Genomic DNA, 16,222 nt, shown 5'->3' on the forward strand with positions numbered 1-16,222 from the left:
TACCTCTATGAGTGGCACTGTTTGACCGAAATCACTGGCATGGTCACTCCGAAATAGCCACTTACCTTTTAAAAACAAAATTTCATTTGGAATTAATAAAATAGATGTAAAAAACCATATTCACATAAAAGAAAATGAAAATAATTTAAATGTCCCAGATGGACTAAAGTTGTACAAACTTTCTTTTAAATATGTAGATGTTTTAAAATGGGTTACTTCTGGCAATATAACAAACACCTTATATAGTAAGATAAAATATTTGATCCGTACAGTATAGCATTATACCTTAACTCGCTTTCCTATATACTTATCAATTCCGTTAACACAAAAACTAGATTTTTGAATAGAAACTAAATTTTGTATATCTTCATTTTTTTGCAACCTACTTTTCGATTTTACATTATGCCATATATGAAACACTATACCACTATATCGAATACGTTTGCCTAAACAACCACTATTTAACAAGCGAATAGCTAATTCAGAATCTTCTTTTCCCCAACCTTCAAAATCTTCATTATAACCATTAACTTTTATAAAGTTTTCTCTAAAAAATGACATATTACAACCTCGTAATTTTTTTGAAAGTTGATCACTACCTCTGTAAAATAGGGCAAAATAAGGTATTCTCAAAGCCCTTGTCCTTTTCCTTATCCCCCTAGAAAAAAAATTAAAATTAGTTTTTTCAAGCAAAAATAATTTTTTTAAATATTCTTTTTGGATGTTAACTCTACTCCCAAACAAAAAATGATTTTCTAAAGCTAATTTTTTATGATCTTTAATAAAATCTTTGTGCAAAATACAATCTCCATCTACCTCAATAATATATTGTGCATTAGTCTGGGCTATCGCTTTATTTAAAATCGCTGATTTTCTAAACCCTTTATCTTCTTGCCAAATATGCTTTATAACAAGGTTGGATTTTTCTTTAAACTCATCAATTAAAAATTGAGTTTCCTCAGTAGAACCATCATCCGCTATTAAAATTTCATCCGGAAATTCACTTTGATTTAAAACACTATTTAAAACTAAATTTAATGCTTCAGGCCAGTTGAATGTAGAAATAAGCAACGCTGTTTTCATTATGTATTTAAAATTTGCTGTTCCTGTTTTAATGAATGTTTTAAATGACCACCCTTAATCACAATAAAAAACAACTTAAAGTTTTTAGGACTAAAAATTGATTTAAAAAATAATTTTACTGAGATAATAAACTGTAAAACCTTATACTTTAGATATGAATAATTTTTTCTGTATATGTACAGTCTAGAAATTAGAAACTCTTGTTTAATTCTGAAATTAACTTTTGTACTACCTCCATGCAAATGCAAAAAAGAACTATTAGGAATTAAATAAGACTCATATCCTCTATTATTCAATCTATAACAAATATCCATTTCCTCAAAATAAAGGAATAAATTAGTATCAAAGCCTCCCACTTCATTAAATCTATTTTTCTCAAAAAACATAAAACACCCCTGTATAAAATCTGCTTTTGTTTCCTTTTTGTATGGAAAATGATTTCTTCTTACCCTATCCTTTTCTAAAAATAACTCATAAAAAGAACGACCAAATAATTCTTTTCTTATTCCATGAAAATAATCAATCCCTGATGTTGGTTTTTTTTCAATATTATATTGCTGAGGAGTTGTAACTCCAATATTTTCATTACTCTGCATGAATTCAATTAAGGATGTAAAGCAATCCTCAGTAAAAACAATATCATTATTTATAAATGCCAAATAATTTCCTTGAGCAAATTGATTACCTAACATATTCCCCCCTCCAAAACCAAGATTTATATTACTTCTGTGTAATTTAACAGGAAAATTCAACTTTTTTATTATGGCTTTTAACTCATAATAAGAGCTTTTATTAGATCCATTATCTATTATTACAACTTCATATGTGTATTTTTCAGGAAAGAAGTTATTTAATGACACTAAAAAATCATAAGTTAACTTACTGTTATTGTAGTTTATAGTAATAATTGAAACATCCATATATAATCTTAATCTATATCTTCAAAATTATTAAATCATTCGATAAGCTGACTATTCGAAGATAGTATTTTATAAAATTAAAATCATCAAGCATTTTTCTTATATTGCAACGGGTAAATAATCATAAATATGATTTATAATTATACAATTGAAGAGAATAAAACATTACATAGCTTGTTGTCTACGCCTTTTACTTGGCGTAAAGCCGAAAAATTTTAAAAACACACCTATATTCATTAACAATTTTAATCGTTTGAGTACGACTAAAAAGTTAATTGAAAGCTTAGAAAAAAGAGGGTACACTAATATTCATATTCTTGACAATGATTCAACCTATGCTCCACTTTTAGAATTTTATAAGACAGCCCCATATAAAATACATTTTCTAAAAAAAAATTATGGATATAAAGCTTTTTGGAAAAGTGGTCTTTGGCTAAAATTTGTTCGTAGTAATTATGTATACACAGATTCCGATATTGTCCTAAATGAAAATTGCCCTGATGATTTCTTGGAGTATTTTTACAAACTATTAAAAAAATATCCCAAAGCCCATAAAGTAGGCTTTTCTTTACAAATTGATGACTTACCAGATACTTTTAAGCATAAAGATAAAGTAATTGATTGGGAAAGTAAATTTTTTGAAAAGGAACAAGAACCAAACGTATTTATTGCTCCAATAGACACAACTTTTGCACTATATAGACCTTTTTCAAAAAAAGGACCAAGGGATTATAGCATTCTAGTGCTAAGAACCGGAAAACCTTATCAAGCAAAACATTTACCATGGTACATTAATAGTAATTCTTTAGATGAAGAAGAACAATATTATGTAAACTCTTTAAAAACAAAAACTCATTGGAGCGGATTAAAATAATTAAAAATCTGACTATCAATTTATTTAACTGTAACACATTATTTCGTACATCAAAATCATAATTAGCTTATCATATTAATAAGTATTCAATCTAATATTTATAGTTTAAAACCAAGTTTCACTAAAATGACTACTTCAGAAACTCTATTATAATATTTTTTATTTCAAAAAAAACAGGAGCTTCTCGTGTACAACAAAACTTTTTTTTAGCGTTTAATTAGTTAATCATTTTAAAAATGAAGAACTCAATTTTACACAAATAACAAATATTATAAAAAGTTTAAATCACATCAATAAACACTAACAAAATAGTATTTATATTTGCTGTCATTAACTAAAGTATTTTATGATCAATATAACTTTACCAGACGGATCGGTAAGAAATTACGAAAGTGGAATTTCCGCTATGGATGTAGCCAAAGATATTAGTGAAGGTTTTGCTAGAAATGTGCTTTCGGCAAACTTTAATGGAACCACTATTGAAACGAGCACCCAGTTAACCACCGATGGTAATCTTACACTTTACACTTGGAATGACGATGAGGGAAAAACAGCATTCAGGCATTCATCAGCTCACGTATTAGCTCAAGCCTTAGAGCAGTTATATCCTGGTGTTAAATTAAGTATTGGACCTGCAATTGATAATGGATTTTATTATGATGTTGATTTGGGTGACAAATCAATCTCTGATAAAGATTTTGCTAGCATTGAAAAACGCATGCTCGAAATTGCCCGTGGAAAGCACACATTTGAATTGACTTCGGTCTCAAAAGATGAAGCTTTAAAAAAATATAAAGAACAAGGAAATGAGTACAAAGTAGAGTTAATTGAAAACCTAGAAGATGGCACAATTACTTTTGTACAACATGATACATTTACAGATTTATGCCGTGGTGGACATCTACCGCATACAGGTTATATAAAAGCTGTAAAATTAATGAGCATTGCTGGTGCATATTGGCGTGGTGATGAAAATAACAAGCAATTAACTCGTGTTTACGGTACTTCTTTCCCTAAACAAAAAGATTTAAAAGCTCATTTAGAATTACTAGAAGAAGCCAAACGAAGAGATCACAGAAAACTAGGAAAAGAATTAGAATTATTTACCTTTTCACAACGCGTAGGTCAAGGTTTGCCATTATGGTTACCAAAGGGTGCCGCTTTACGCGAAAGATTAGAGAACTTTTTGAAAAAGGCTCAGAAAAAAGCTGGATATGAAATGGTGGTTACTCCTCATATCGGTCAAAAAGAATTATACGAAACTAGTGGACACTATGCTAAATATGGCGAAGATAGTTTCCAACCTATTACTACACCTGCTGATGGTGAAGAGTTCCTATTAAAACCCATGAATTGCCCACACCACTGTGAAATTTACAAAAGTGGTCCATGGTCCTACCGTGATTTACCAAAACGTTTTGCCGAATTTGGAACTGTATATCGGTACGAGCAAAGTGGTGAACTTCATGGTTTGACAAGAGTACGTGGTTTTACACAAGATGATGCACATATTTTTTGTACACCTGATCAATTAGATGATGAATTCAAAAAAGTTATTGATCTTGTATTATATGTATTTGGATCATTAGGTTTTGAGAACTTTACTGCTCAAGTTTCGGTAAGAGATCTAGAAAAACCTGAAAAATATATAGGTAGTGTTGAGAATTGGGAAAAAGCTGAAAATGCTATTATAAATGCAGCAAAAGAAAAAGGCTTAGATTATGTTGTTGAAACTGGAGAAGCCGCTTTTTACGGTCCTAAACTTGACTTTATGGTAAAAGACGCTTTAGGACGTAGTTGGCAACTTGGAACCATCCAGGTAGATTACAACCTACCTGAGCGTTTTGAATTAACCTATAAAGGTTCCGACAACGAATTGCACCAGCCTGTAATGATTCATAGAGCTCCTTTCGGAAGTATGGAACGTTTTATTGCTATACTACTTGAACATACAGGCGGAAATTTCCCACTTTGGCTTATGCCAGAACAAGCTATTATATTGTCTTTGAGTGAGAAATATGAAAAATATGCTGAAAAAGTTTTAAATGTACTAGAAAATCACGAAATTCGCGCACTTGTAGACAACAGAAACGAAACTATTGGGAAGAAAATCCGTGAAGCAGAAATGAATAAATATCCATTTATGCTTATCATTGGAGAGAATGAAGAAAAAGAAGGAACCGTTTCAGTACGTCAACATGGAAGTAAAGATGATCTTGGAAGCATGAGTATTGAAGCTTTTGCTCAAGTCATAAAAAAAGAAATAGAAAAAACATTAACCGTTTTTAACGGATAAAAGTAATATTAATTAAAAACATTTTTAGCCATAGCAATTCGAAGAAAAAGATCTAAAAGACCTGTTAGGGAGATAAAGGAAGATCCACATAAGATCAACCGATATATTAGAGCAGAGGAAGTTCGCCTTGTTGGTGATAACGTAGAAATTGGTGTATATGATACACGTAAGGCTTTACGTTTAGCCGAAGAACAAGAGCTTGACCTTGTTGAAATTTCACCTAACGCTGTGCCTCCTGTTTGTAAAATAATGGACTATAAAAAGTTCTTGTACGAACAGAAGAAAAGAGACAAAGCCTTAAAATCAAAAGCAACTAAAGTTGTTGTTAAGGAAATTAGATTTGGACCCAATACGGATGAGCATGACTACGCATTTAAAAAGAAGCATGCTGAAAAATTCCTCCAAGAAGGTGCAAAACTAAAAGCTTATGTATTTTTTAAAGGACGTTCGATCATTTATAAAGATCAAGGACAAATCCTTTTATTAAAGTTAGCACAAGAGCTAGAAGAATTAGGTAAAGTTGAACAAATGCCTAAACTGGAAGGTAAACGTATGATTATGTTTATAGCTCCAAAAAAATCAAAATAATTCTTTTATTAATAAAGAATTTTAAAAATATACTTCGAAATAGTAAAACTACTTCGAAGTATATTATATATAGATATAGCGAGATTTTTATATAAAAAAAGGATATTATGCCTAAAATGAAGACAAAATCTAGTGCTAAAAAGCGTTTTAAGCTTACAGGTACTGGAAAAATCAAAAGAAAGCACGCGTTTAAAAGTCACATCTTAACAAAGAAGTCTAAAAAACGTAAGCTTGCATTAACTCATGATGGATTAGTGCACAAAAATGATGAAGCTAATATTTTAACGCAATTACGCTTAAAGTAATCACGTTTTTAGTTAGCCTATTCGGTTAAAATTATTATAAACCCAGGAGTTGGGCGATTTTATAACTAATATATTAAAATCATAAAGTGTCAATTTTTGACCGCCTGCTACTAAAAAATTTAAATTATGCCTAGATCAGTAAATTCTGTAGCCAAAAGAGCTCGTAGAAAAAAGGTGCTTAAACAAGCAAAAGGATACTTCGGACGTCGTAAAAACGTTTGGACAGTAGCTAAAAACGCGGTGGACAAAGCAATGTCTTATGCTTATAGAGACCGTAGAAATAAGAAAAGAACTTTCCGTGCTTTATGGATAACTCGTATAAATGCAGGAGCAAGACAAGAAGGATTGTCTTACTCTCAATTTATGGGAAAATTAAAAGCCAATAATATTGAGCTTAACCGTAAAGTATTAGCAGATTTAGCAATGAACAACCCAGCGGCGTTCAAAGCTATTGTTGCACAAGTAAAATAATTTATTTCTAAACTTTAGAAATCTCGATATATTAAAAAGACTACCGAAAAGGTGGTCTTTTTTTTGTTTAATTTAACTCACTTTTTAGTTTACCTTCTACTCCATTATTATCTTTACAATACAAAAAGAATAGTATTAATTTTTTATCAGGAGAATAACTTTGTTTTTTAACGACAAAATACTAATTTAAACAGATAAAAAACAATAATTAATATTTACTTTACAACACTCTGTAATATTCGTATTACTTTTATAAATCTATAAAACAGATAAACAATAATGAGCAAAGGATTTTTAATTGATATGGACGGGGTTATATATAGCGGTAATAATGCTATCCCTGGAGCTAAAGAATTCATTACAAAATTACAGGAAGAAAAGATTCCTTTTCTTTTTATGACAAATAATAGCCAAAGAGCAGCCATAGATGTAGTTAATAAACTCAAACCTATGGATATTCACGTTAAAGAAGAAAACGTATACACAAGCGCAATGGCTACAGCTTGGTTTTTATCTTTTATGAAGCCTAATGGTACTGCCTACGTACTAGGCGAAGGAGGTTTGATTTCCAGTTTACACGAAAATGGATACTCTATGGTTACCCAAAATCCAGACTATGTTGTTATTGGAGAGGGACGCAATTTCACATTAGAAATGGCTAATAAAGCCGTAGATATGATTCTTTCCGGAGCCAAATTAGTAGCCACAAATTTAGACCCTTCTCCAAAGAAAAAAGGTTGGGATAACTTAGGTATAACTGCCATAGTAAGAATGATCGAAGAAGCTACTGGGAGAACCGCTTTTTCTGTTGGTAAGCCAAGTCCTGTAATGATGAGAGCTGCCAGAAAAAAGTTAGGCTTATCAACTGATGAAACTATTGTTATTGGCGACACTATGGATACCGATATTTTAGGTTCTATCCAAATGGGCTATAAAACGATATTGACGCTTTCGGGAATAACAAAAAAGGAGTCTTTAATAAAATATGCTTTTGAACCTGATATAGTAGTAAATTCATTAGCTGATGTTGATTTAAATGAACTATTAAAAGAATAGTTACTTTCCCCCTACTCTGATCAGAATAAATTATACAATACCCTAACTTATATTTAAGTTGGGGTATTTTTTTTAAGCATTTTTAACACAACATATATAGCCTCATTACAGAAGCTATTTATCATTAAAAATTACCTAACCTTACACTTTAACCTTATTAGTTACACTTTATAGAATTAAAATGATGATTTAATTAAAAAACACTGTTTGAATGGTTTTTTCTGAGTAAATTTAAATATCTAAATATCAAATAGTTATAAATTATGGAGAAAATTACATCAACACTAAATGAAACATTTGCGCTGGTCGGGCTTGGAAAAATTTCAAACCTAGTAGCCGCAATTCTAATTCTAATTATAGGTCTTATTGTCGCTAAAGTTATAAGAAACGTAATTCGTAAAGTGCTAAAAAAATCAAAATGGGATAACAAACTTTTAGGCGACAAAATTGGAGGCACAAGTATCAATGTTTTTATAGCCAACTTATTTTACTATGTGATATTGATTTTTGTATTGTTATTAGTACTAAGTAAACTAGGATTAGATAGCGTATTAGATCCTATAAAAAATATGCTAAACGAAATACTTGCATTTTTACCAAATTTAATTGCCGCAGGGGTTATTGGTTTTGTAGGATACATAATTGCTAAAGTAGTATCTAATTTAATTGGTATGGGCTCAACTATTTTGAGCAATTTAGCTAGTAAATTAAAAATTACAGATACCGCTAAGTTTGTTAATGTACTTCAAAAGATTGTTTTTGCAGTTATTATAATCCCCTTTATTATTCAATCATTAAATGCATTAAATATTAATGCAATAAGTGAACCTGCAAACGGTATTCTAAATACTGTATTAGGACTTCTTCCTAAATTGATTGCTTCATTTATTATCATAGCACTATTTATAATTGGTGGTAAATATTTAACTGACTTTGTTGCCGATCTTTTAAAAAGCTTAGGAATAGACAGTCTAGCAGAAAAGCTACAATTAAGTACCGTAATTGGTAAAGAACAATCTGTAGCAAAAATAGTAAGTGGCTTATTATATTTCTTTATCGTATTTTTTGGAATAATTACAGGAATTGAAATTCTTGAACTAACTCAGCTAAATGATATATTAAGAACAATTCTTGACTTGTCTGGGCAAATTTTATTCGGACTTCTTATACTAATCATAGGTAACTACATAGCAACATTGTTTTATACTATTTTATCAAAATCAGAAAACAATACCTTTATTGCTTCAATAGCTAGAGGTGCAATTATCGCTTTATTTTTAGCCATTTCTTTACGTACCATGGGGATTGCTAATAGTATTGTAGAACTTGCTTTTGGTTTAGTACTTGGAGCTGTGGCAGTAGCTGTAGCATTATCATATGGCCTTGGAGGTCGTGAAGCTGCAGGTGAACATATGAAAGAAATCCTGGATAAGTTCAGAAAAAAATAATAACTTTTCAATCAGTTTTTAAAACCGTCTAATTACTTTTTAGACGGTTTTATTTTTATGTTATATATTTTTTTATATATTTGAAATACATATGAATACACACATTTCTTTAAATATAATGAAAAGCACTATGAAACGTACATTCCTCGAATGAGTTACGGATGATTAGTATTGCATAAAATCTAAACAAACCTCGTAGCTCAGCTACGAGGTTTTTTTGTACCTAATTTTAATTTTTACACAATGGATATCAAAATTTCAACTTCAAAAAAAATTGACTTAACACAAATTATTAATTTGTATGAAGCTAATAAATGGAGTGCTGCCAAAAAACCTGAAATTTTACAAAAGGCATTAATGAATTCACATTCAGTAGTATCAGCATGGGATAATGATAAACTAATAGGTTTAGGAAATGCTATTTCAGATAATTATTTAGTTGTTTATTATCCTCACCTACTAGTTTTACCCAAATACCAAAATATGGGTATTGGAAAACTACTCATGAAAAAATTACAAAAAAAGTACATGCAATTTCATATGCAAATGTTAACCGCCGATGAAAATGCTATTCCATTTTACAAAAAAATGAAATTTGAAACCGCAGGAAATACTACTCCAATGTGGATTTATAATGGAACAGAACACGAATAACAATAATAGATACTAACAAACAAGTTGCTTTTAGCAACCTATAAATACCTTTGATAAGGAACTATAATTATGATTTTAGAAAACGAAAGAGTCAGACTTATTCCCTTCAATATATATACAGCCAAAGGCTTAAATGAAATTATTTTTGATGATACCATTTGGGAATTCATGGGTCATTATATTAGAAACAAAAAAGATTTAGATAACTACATCAACAGTACCTTACAAGCAAAAAATAACCACACTGCTATTCCATTTTTAGTAGTAGATAAAGACTATGGAGCTTTAGCTGGCTGTACACGCTTTGGAAAAATTGACACCAATAACAAAAGAGCCGAAATTGGATGGACTTGGTATGGAACTCGCTTTTGGGGAACAGGATTAAACACCGCTACAAAAGCATTACTATTGGATTTTGGTTTTACTAATTTACGCTTAAACCGTATTCAATTTGGTGCAGATACTCGAAATATACGTTCGCAAAAAGCTATTGAAAAACTTGGTGCAACAAAAGAAGGTATTCGTCGTAATCATTATATAGATAATGAAGGGATAAGTAGACATGATGTTTATTACGCCATAACCAAAGAAGATTGGCAAAATAAACAACAGTTATTAGCAAGCCCAAAAGAATATGTTTCTGAAAAAGTATTATGTTTTTAAGTTAATTAGTAAAGAATTACCTTTTTAATTATAAGAGGTAATTCTTTAGTTATTTCTAACAATAATAGCACTTACTACTAGTTATGAAATTAAATTATTTTGCTTTAACCCTCATTATGTATTAGAACTTTGTTAAGAGAATTAAAAGTTCAATAAAATCAAGTATTTTCTTGGTTTAAGCACAGCACTGTTATGGTGAAATCAAAAATAGTAACCAAAAAAAACTCACAATGTGTTATTAAAACCCACAATGTGGATTTAAATAAATAAATTTGTAAAAAATAGCGTATTGAAACAATTCCATTATAAAATAGTATTACTAGTACTTATGTTGACTGGTAATTTATTGGCGCAAGACTCAAAAGTTATTGATGTAATATCTGATCGATTAGAAATTGATGAAAAAAAATACCCTGGCGCCACCCTACTCAGCAAAGTGGAAAATCAAGTCTATTTAAAACACAAAGGAATTGAAATTTGGTGCGATCAAGCTGTACATTACGGTCAGGATCGTTTTGTAAAGGCTTATGGTAATGTACAAATGAAACAAGGTGATACCTTAACTATGAACAGCAAGTATGCTGAATATAATGGTAATACTGAGTTTGCTTACGCCAGTACAAATGTGGTATTAGAAACCGAACAAAATACTTTAAAAACAGACACTTTATTTTTTGACAGACTTCGACAACAAGCCTATTATCGTAGTGGCGGAACCGTAATTGATTCTAGCATGACTTTAACTAGTCGTATTGGAAGGTATTATATGGATCGTAAATTTTCAACATTTACTAATGATGTTGTAGTAGTAAACAATGAAAATACTTTAAATTCAGATCGCTTAGACTACTTTAACGAAACTGGAAAAGTATATTTATATGGCCCATCAACTGTTCAAAGCCCCGAAAGTACACTCTATTGTGAACGTGGATTTTATGATACTAAGACCGATATTGGTTATGCCATAAAAAATGCGCGTATTGACTATGATAACCGACGTGTACTAGGTGATAGTATTTATGTAAATAACAATATAAATTTTGCTTCAGCTACCAATAATATAAGAGTTATTGATACGGCTAATCATAGTTTAATAAAAGGACATTATGCCGAGGTTTTTAAAAATAAAGACTCTGTATTTATTACCAAACGTGCATTAGCAATTTCTAAACAAGAAAATGACTCCATTTTTATACATAGTGACACCATAATGGTTACGGGTAAACCGGACAAGCGTTTATTGCGTGGTTTTTACGATGTTCGTATTTTTAAAACAGACATGAGCGGAAAATGTGACTCTATTAGTGTTGATCAAGTTACAGGATTTACAAAAATGATAAGAAAACCTATACTATGGTCTGCAAAAAACCAAATGACAGGTGATACCATTCAATTAATTTCCAATCAAAAAACAAATCAGTTAGATTCATTAAAAGTGTATAACAATAGTTTTTTAGTACAACAGGATACTTTAAAAGAAGGCTTTAATCAAGTTAAAGGAGCTATTTTGTATGGTCTTTTTAAAGAAAATCAATTATACCAAGTAGATATTGATAAAAACACTGAAACTATTTATTTCCAACGCGATGACAAACAGGAAATGATCGGAATTAACAAAGTTGCTTGTAGTAACATTCGTATTTTATTTGAAGAGCAAGAAATGACGGATATCTATTATTACGACAATGTCGAAGGTACTTTGTATATGGAAGATGAATTACCACCTAATGCCAGAGAATTACAAGGTTTACTTTGGCGTGGAGATGAACTTATTTCCAGTAAAAAAGACTTATTTAGAGATGAAGCTCCTTTTCAATTAACAAAAATTAAAGGTTTGCCCCTTCCGGAGGAAGAAAAAGACTTTTTTGATGAAGAAACTTTAAAACGAATAAACGATCAACGTTCGGAATATTCTCGCTTTAAAGATGTAAAACTTAAAGAAGAATCTGGTAATTAGTTGTGAGTTGTCTGTTTTAGGTAGTATCCTACCAAATGTGTAAAGTTTAAAATATCGGGGGTCATGATTGTAGCACAGTAAGACACGATGATCACATTCACATCCAATTGAAATAAGCTTAGAATTAAATTGTGATTAAAAAAACCCCAAACTATTATAGTCTGAGATTTTTTTATTAGCGTCCTTTTAAAAAAATAAAAAGTTCTAAGCTTTATAAAAATTAGCATCTTTACGTAATTGAGCCATTTTTATGGCTGCAATTGCCGCTTCAGTTCCTTTATTTCCGTGTTTCCCACCAGAACGATCTATGGATTGTTGTTGATTATTATCTGTTAACACACAAAAAATAACTGGGATATCCTGCTGGATATTCAAATCTTTTATTCCTTGTGTTACCCCCTCGCAAACAAAATCAAAGTGTTTTGTTTCTCCTTGAATCACACAACCTATAGAGATAATAGCATCCAACATATCATAAGTTTCTAGCATTTTTTTACTTCCGTAAATTAACTCAAAACTCCCTGGTACATTCCAGCGCACTATATTTTCTTTTAATACACCACAATCTATTAATGCGTCAAATGCTCCTTGAAACAAACCATTGGTAACAGTGTCATTCCATTCTGAAACAACAATCCCAAACCGAAAATTTTTCGCGTTTGGGATTGTTGCTTTATCATATTCCGATAAATTTTTATTTGCTGTTGCCATAATTTACATAGCTTTTGCTTTCGCTAATAATGTTTCAACCTCTGGATATTCATTACTTTTTGGATAATCAGAAGCTATAGTTTCTAAATTTTTAATAGCAGTTGAAGTGTCACCAGTAGCAATTGCCATTTTAGCAGCCTTCAATAAAAATTTAGGTGTTGTAAAATTATTTGCATCTAAATTAGCTGCTTTATTGTAATAATCCAAAGCTTCAGCACTAACTCCTCCTTTTTCAAGTTGAGCGAAAGAATCTCCTAAAGCCCCATATGCTAATGCCTGTAAAATATAATCTTTACTCTTAAATTTATCTAAGTAAGTGATTGCATTCTTATAATCTTTAGTATTTAAATATGAAATACCCGCATAATAATTAGCTATGTTTCCTGTCTTTGTACTTCCGTACTGATCAATAACATCCAACAAACCTAACTTACCTTCACCTCCATTTAGTGCTAAACCGTACAAAGAATCCTTTTGAGTACTACTAGCCTCCTGAGCTTGTGTAAAGTACTTTTGAGCTTGAAAAATCTCATTAGCTGCTTCTACCTCTTTTGGCTCTTTTACAAAACGATCAAAAGCAATATAAGCTAAGGCTACTAATGCTAGAGCCCCTACAATACCAAAAATATACTTTTGATTTGCTGCTACCCACTCTTCTGTTTTGTTTGCTGTTTCGTCAAGTGTATTAAAAACCTCTGCTGTGGTAGACTCTATATCTTCCGCTGCAATAGTATCTTCAATTTCATTTTCAACAGTTTCTTTTACTGCTTTTGGTTTATAACCTCTTTTTTTATATGTAGCCATTTATATTATTTTTAATCAGATGAGCAAAAATATAATTTTTATTCAATTTTAAAAGAGAATTAAATTCTATTTTTAGAAATGAAATTCTTACAGATGATTTACTTTTGCATTTATTCAGAAAATTTTAATGAATTTAAAAGCCCTTTCTTTAGTAAATTATAAAAATATTGAGTCAAAACATTTAGAGTTTGACCCAAAAATAAACTGTTTTGTCGGTAAAAATGGTGTTGGTAAAACTAATATACTTGATGCTATTTATCATCTTTCATTTGGAAAAAGTTATTTTAACCCAATAACTTCACAAAATATTAGGCATTCAACTGATTTTTTTATGGTTGAAGGTTTATACCACAGAGATCATCGAGAAGAAAAAGTTGTTGTTAGCGTTAAAAAAGGTCAAAAAAAAATTATTAAACGCAATGGAAAAAACTATGATAAATTAAGTGATCATATTGGTTTTTTACCCTTGGTTATTATTTCACCAGCAGACAATGATCTTATTATTGAGGGAAGTACCACCCGAAGAAAATTTATGGACGGTGTGCTTTCTCAAACCGATTCAAATTACCTTAGTTTATTACTCAATTACAACAAAACACTAGCCCAGCGTAATGCGTTACTGAAATATTTTGCGGCTAATCATACGTTTGACAATGCTAACTTGAGTATTTACAATGAACAGTTACACCAATTAGGTACAGAAATTTACAACAAACGTAAAAGTTTTATTAATAGCTTTATACCAATTTTTAAAGAACGTTACCAGCATATTGCAGCAAACAAAGAGCAAATTAACTTAACATACCAATCCAAAATACATGATACGACTATACTAAATTTATTAACTCAAAATCTGCCAAAAGATCGCGTACTACAACATACTAGCGTGGGTATACATAAGGATGATTTAGATTTTAGTATTGAAGGCTATCCCATAAAAAAGTTTGGAAGTCAAGGCCAACAAAAATCATTTTTGATCGCTTTAAAATTGGCTCAATTTGATTTTATTTTACAACAAAGTGATGACACCCCCATTCTATTATTAGATGATATTTTTGATAAATTAGATGAAAGCCGTGTAGAACAATTAATGAAATTAGTTGATGATAATCATTTTGGCCAATTATTTGTGAGTGACACTCATACGGAACGTACCGAAGCTATTGTAAAAAAGATTTCACAATCCTATAAAATTTTTGAACTCACATGATTCGATTAATATCATCTCTTATTATTTTTTTTAGCATACTTAGCTGTACACAACAACCTCAAATTGATTTAGTTCATTTAAATGGTTATTGGGAAATTAATCATGTAATTACAGCTAATGAGAACCAAAAAAAGTATAATTTCAATCCAACCATTGATTATTTTAAAACAGAAGACAGTATTGGATTTAGAACTAAATTACAGCCTAATTTTATTGGCACATATAAAGGTTCCAAACAAAAATTAAATTATACAATAGCCCACAAAGCTGGAAAATATATCATAACTTATAAAACAATATCCGATACTTGGAATGATATACTCATAGAGGCATCCCCCGATCAACTTTGTATTGAAAATAAAGAAGGAACACGTTACTTTTATCGAAAATTTACACCTATTCAATTAAATGAAAAAAAATAACCGCAGACATACCGAACACCAATCCATTAGTGATGTACTTAAAAACTTTGTAGTTACAAATAAATTACAAAAAGGAATTGATCAAGTAGAAATGGAAACCGTATGGCAACGTGTTATGGGACCGGGAATTGTAAATTACACCACACAAATAAAACTCCAAAATAACACACTTTATGTACAATTAAGTTCCTCGGTGTTAAGAGAACAATTAAGTTATGGAGCTTCAAAAATTATTAAAAATATCAATGAGGAATTTGGTCGAGAAATTATTCAAAAACTAATATTACGCTAGAAATCAATATAAAAGAGATTATTTTCACTCTATGCTTTTAAAAAGTAATCAAAACTGTTCCCTTCTAGAAAAATGAAAGCCCGCTTCAATACGTGCATTATCATTACTATCACTACCATGAACCGCGTTTCTGGACTTTGATTCAGCATATTTTTTTCTTAATGTTCCTTCGGCAGCTTCCTCTGGATCTGTACTTCCAATTAGGGTTCTAAAATCTTCAACAGCATTTTCTTTTTCTAAAATAGCAGCTACTATGGGACCACTAGTCATAAATCCACACAAGTCTTCGTAAAAAGGTTTATTAGCATGTACATCATAAAACTTTTTAGCATCATCAAGTGTTAACTGTGTCATTTTTAAAGCAACAATTCTAAAACCTGAAGCTGCAATTTTTTCTAAAATAGCACCCACATGTCCGCTTTTAACAGCATTGGGTTTAATCATTGTGAGTGTTCTATTTGTTGCCAT

Annotated in this window: 18 protein-coding genes; 13 read left to right on the forward strand and 5 right to left on the reverse strand. The window is 30.5% G+C overall.

Annotated elements, in window-relative coordinates; genetic code table 11:
- Nucleotides 1–279 precede the first annotated feature (279 nt).
- On the reverse strand, nt 280–1,083 hold the full coding sequence (locus KQA_RS0214450; protein WP_010182155.1) for a glycosyltransferase family 2 protein: 804 nt from the start codon (nt 1,081–1,083) through the stop codon (nt 280–282).
- Complete coding sequence (locus KQA_RS0214455) at nt 1,083–2,003, reverse strand: glycosyltransferase family 2 protein (RefSeq protein WP_010182157.1); 921 nt, start codon at nt 2,001–2,003, stop codon at nt 1,083–1,085. The genes KQA_RS0214450 and KQA_RS0214455 overlap by 1 nt, the downstream gene beginning before the upstream one ends.
- A 253-nt stretch (nt 2,004–2,256) precedes the next feature.
- Between KQA_RS0214455 and KQA_RS19025 the strand changes: the two genes are divergently transcribed.
- From KQA_RS19025 to KQA_RS0214505, 10 genes are all read left to right on the forward strand, one after another.
- Nucleotides 2,257–2,877, forward strand: coding sequence for a hypothetical protein (locus KQA_RS19025; protein WP_010182159.1), 621 nt, complete (start codon nt 2,257–2,259; stop codon nt 2,875–2,877).
- A 346-nt stretch (nt 2,878–3,223) separates the two neighbouring features.
- Nucleotides 3,224–5,173 carry a threonine--tRNA ligase gene (gene thrS, locus KQA_RS0214465; protein ID WP_010182160.1) on the forward strand — a complete coding sequence of 650 codons (1,950 nt, stop codon included), beginning with the start codon at nt 3,224–3,226 and terminating at the stop codon, nt 5,171–5,173.
- A 72-nt stretch (nt 5,174–5,245) separates the two neighbouring features.
- Entirely contained in the window at nt 5,246–5,761 is a 516-nt protein-coding gene (gene infC, locus KQA_RS0214470) for a translation initiation factor IF-3 (protein ID WP_262482166.1), read from the forward strand.
- Between the two features lie 107 nt (nt 5,762–5,868).
- Nucleotides 5,869–6,066: a 50S ribosomal protein L35 gene (rpmI, locus tag KQA_RS0214475; protein WP_010182162.1), complete on the forward strand. Its 198-nt coding sequence runs from the start codon at nt 5,869–5,871 to the stop codon at nt 6,064–6,066.
- A gap of 126 nt (nt 6,067–6,192) precedes the next feature.
- The gene (gene rplT, locus KQA_RS0214480; protein WP_010182163.1) at nt 6,193–6,537 is read left to right on the forward strand and encodes a 50S ribosomal protein L20; all 345 of its coding nucleotides are present in this window, start codon (nt 6,193–6,195) and stop codon (nt 6,535–6,537) included.
- Between the two features lie 279 nt (nt 6,538–6,816).
- Nucleotides 6,817–7,593 (forward strand): HAD-IIA family hydrolase, encoded by a 777-nt coding sequence (locus KQA_RS0214485; protein ID WP_010182164.1) that lies wholly within the window; start codon nt 6,817–6,819, stop codon nt 7,591–7,593.
- A 263-nt stretch (nt 7,594–7,856) separates the two neighbouring features.
- Nucleotides 7,857–9,041 (forward strand): mechanosensitive ion channel, encoded by a 1,185-nt coding sequence (locus KQA_RS0214490; RefSeq protein ID WP_010182165.1) that lies wholly within the window; start codon nt 7,857–7,859, stop codon nt 9,039–9,041.
- Nucleotides 9,042–9,284: 243 nt separating this feature from the next.
- Nucleotides 9,285–9,695 carry a GNAT family N-acetyltransferase gene (locus KQA_RS0214495; protein ID WP_010182166.1) on the forward strand — a complete coding sequence of 137 codons (411 nt, stop codon included), beginning with the start codon at nt 9,285–9,287 and terminating at the stop codon, nt 9,693–9,695.
- Between the two features lie 69 nt (nt 9,696–9,764).
- Nucleotides 9,765–10,358, forward strand: coding sequence for a GNAT family N-acetyltransferase (locus KQA_RS19030; RefSeq protein ID WP_010182167.1), 594 nt, complete (start codon nt 9,765–9,767; stop codon nt 10,356–10,358).
- Nucleotides 10,359–10,647: 289 nt separating this feature from the next.
- Nucleotides 10,648–12,315, forward strand: coding sequence for an OstA-like protein (locus tag KQA_RS0214505; RefSeq protein ID WP_029209611.1), 1,668 nt, complete (start codon nt 10,648–10,650; stop codon nt 12,313–12,315).
- Nucleotides 12,316–12,519: 204 nt separating this feature from the next.
- Here the strand turns inward: KQA_RS0214505 and ribH are convergent, their stop codons facing one another.
- Both ribH and KQA_RS0214515 read right to left on the reverse strand, forming a co-directional pair.
- Nucleotides 12,520–13,026: a 6,7-dimethyl-8-ribityllumazine synthase gene (gene ribH, locus KQA_RS0214510; protein ID WP_010182169.1), complete on the reverse strand. Its 507-nt coding sequence runs from the start codon at nt 13,024–13,026 to the stop codon at nt 12,520–12,522.
- 3 nt (nt 13,027–13,029) lie between these two features.
- Nucleotides 13,030–13,830: a tetratricopeptide repeat protein gene (locus KQA_RS0214515; RefSeq protein WP_010182170.1), complete on the reverse strand. Its 801-nt coding sequence runs from the start codon at nt 13,828–13,830 to the stop codon at nt 13,030–13,032.
- A gap of 127 nt (nt 13,831–13,957) precedes the next feature.
- Here KQA_RS0214515 and recF point away from each other — a divergent pair, with 127 nt between their 5' ends.
- The 3 genes from recF to KQA_RS0214530 are packed head-to-tail and all read left to right on the forward strand — an operon-like array spanning nt 13,958 to nt 15,754.
- Nucleotides 13,958–15,040 carry a DNA replication/repair protein RecF gene (gene recF / locus KQA_RS0214520; protein WP_010182172.1) on the forward strand — a complete coding sequence of 361 codons (1,083 nt, stop codon included), beginning with the start codon at nt 13,958–13,960 and terminating at the stop codon, nt 15,038–15,040.
- Complete coding sequence (locus KQA_RS0214525; RefSeq protein ID WP_010182173.1) at nt 15,037–15,462, forward strand: hypothetical protein; 426 nt, start codon at nt 15,037–15,039, stop codon at nt 15,460–15,462. Before recF ends, KQA_RS0214525 begins: the two co-directional genes overlap by 4 nt.
- Nucleotides 15,449–15,754: a DUF721 domain-containing protein gene (locus KQA_RS0214530; RefSeq protein ID WP_010182174.1), complete on the forward strand. Its 306-nt coding sequence runs from the start codon at nt 15,449–15,451 to the stop codon at nt 15,752–15,754. The genes KQA_RS0214525 and KQA_RS0214530 overlap by 14 nt, the downstream gene beginning before the upstream one ends.
- A gap of 48 nt (nt 15,755–15,802) precedes the next feature.
- On the opposite strand, the gene KQA_RS0214535 is transcribed toward KQA_RS0214530, so the two are convergent.
- A complete protein-coding gene (locus tag KQA_RS0214535) occupies nt 15,803–16,222 on the reverse strand; it encodes a nucleoside-diphosphate kinase (protein ID WP_010182175.1) in 420 nt (139 codons plus the stop codon).

The sequence above is a fragment of the Aquimarina agarilytica ZC1 genome, assembly GCF_000255455.1.
GTDB lineage: Bacteria > Bacteroidota > Bacteroidia > Flavobacteriales > Flavobacteriaceae > Aquimarina > Aquimarina agarilytica.

Coding starts and splice junctions, on each gene's coding strand:
- ribH (WP_010182169.1), bottom strand. CDS start 13,026: ATGGCAACAGCAAATAAAAATTTATCGGAATATGATAAAGCAACAATC.
- rpmI (WP_010182162.1), top strand. CDS start 5,869: ATGCCTAAAATGAAGACAAAATCTAGTGCTAAAAAGCGTTTTAAGCTT.
- KQA_RS0214530 (WP_010182174.1), top strand. CDS start 15,449: ATGAAAAAAAATAACCGCAGACATACCGAACACCAATCCATTAGTGAT.
- KQA_RS0214525 (WP_010182173.1), top strand. CDS start 15,037: ATGATTCGATTAATATCATCTCTTATTATTTTTTTTAGCATACTTAGC.
- KQA_RS19030 (WP_010182167.1), top strand. CDS start 9,765: ATGATTTTAGAAAACGAAAGAGTCAGACTTATTCCCTTCAATATATAT.
- KQA_RS0214490 (WP_010182165.1), top strand. CDS start 7,857: ATGGAGAAAATTACATCAACACTAAATGAAACATTTGCGCTGGTCGGG.
- thrS (WP_010182160.1), top strand. CDS start 3,224: ATGATCAATATAACTTTACCAGACGGATCGGTAAGAAATTACGAAAGT.
- KQA_RS0214495 (WP_010182166.1), top strand. CDS start 9,285: ATGGATATCAAAATTTCAACTTCAAAAAAAATTGACTTAACACAAATT.
- KQA_RS0214485 (WP_010182164.1), top strand. CDS start 6,817: ATGAGCAAAGGATTTTTAATTGATATGGACGGGGTTATATATAGCGGT.
- KQA_RS0214515 (WP_010182170.1), bottom strand. CDS start 13,830: ATGGCTACATATAAAAAAAGAGGTTATAAACCAAAAGCAGTAAAAGAA.
- rplT (WP_010182163.1), top strand. CDS start 6,193: ATGCCTAGATCAGTAAATTCTGTAGCCAAAAGAGCTCGTAGAAAAAAG.
- KQA_RS0214535 (WP_010182175.1), bottom strand. CDS start 16,222: ATGGCAACAAATAGAACACTCACAATGATTAAACCCAATGCTGTTAAA.
- KQA_RS0214455 (WP_010182157.1), bottom strand. CDS start 2,003: ATGGATGTTTCAATTATTACTATAAACTACAATAACAGTAAGTTAACT.
- recF (WP_010182172.1), top strand. CDS start 13,958: ATGAATTTAAAAGCCCTTTCTTTAGTAAATTATAAAAATATTGAGTCA.
- KQA_RS0214450 (WP_010182155.1), bottom strand. CDS start 1,083: ATGAAAACAGCGTTGCTTATTTCTACATTCAACTGGCCTGAAGCATTA.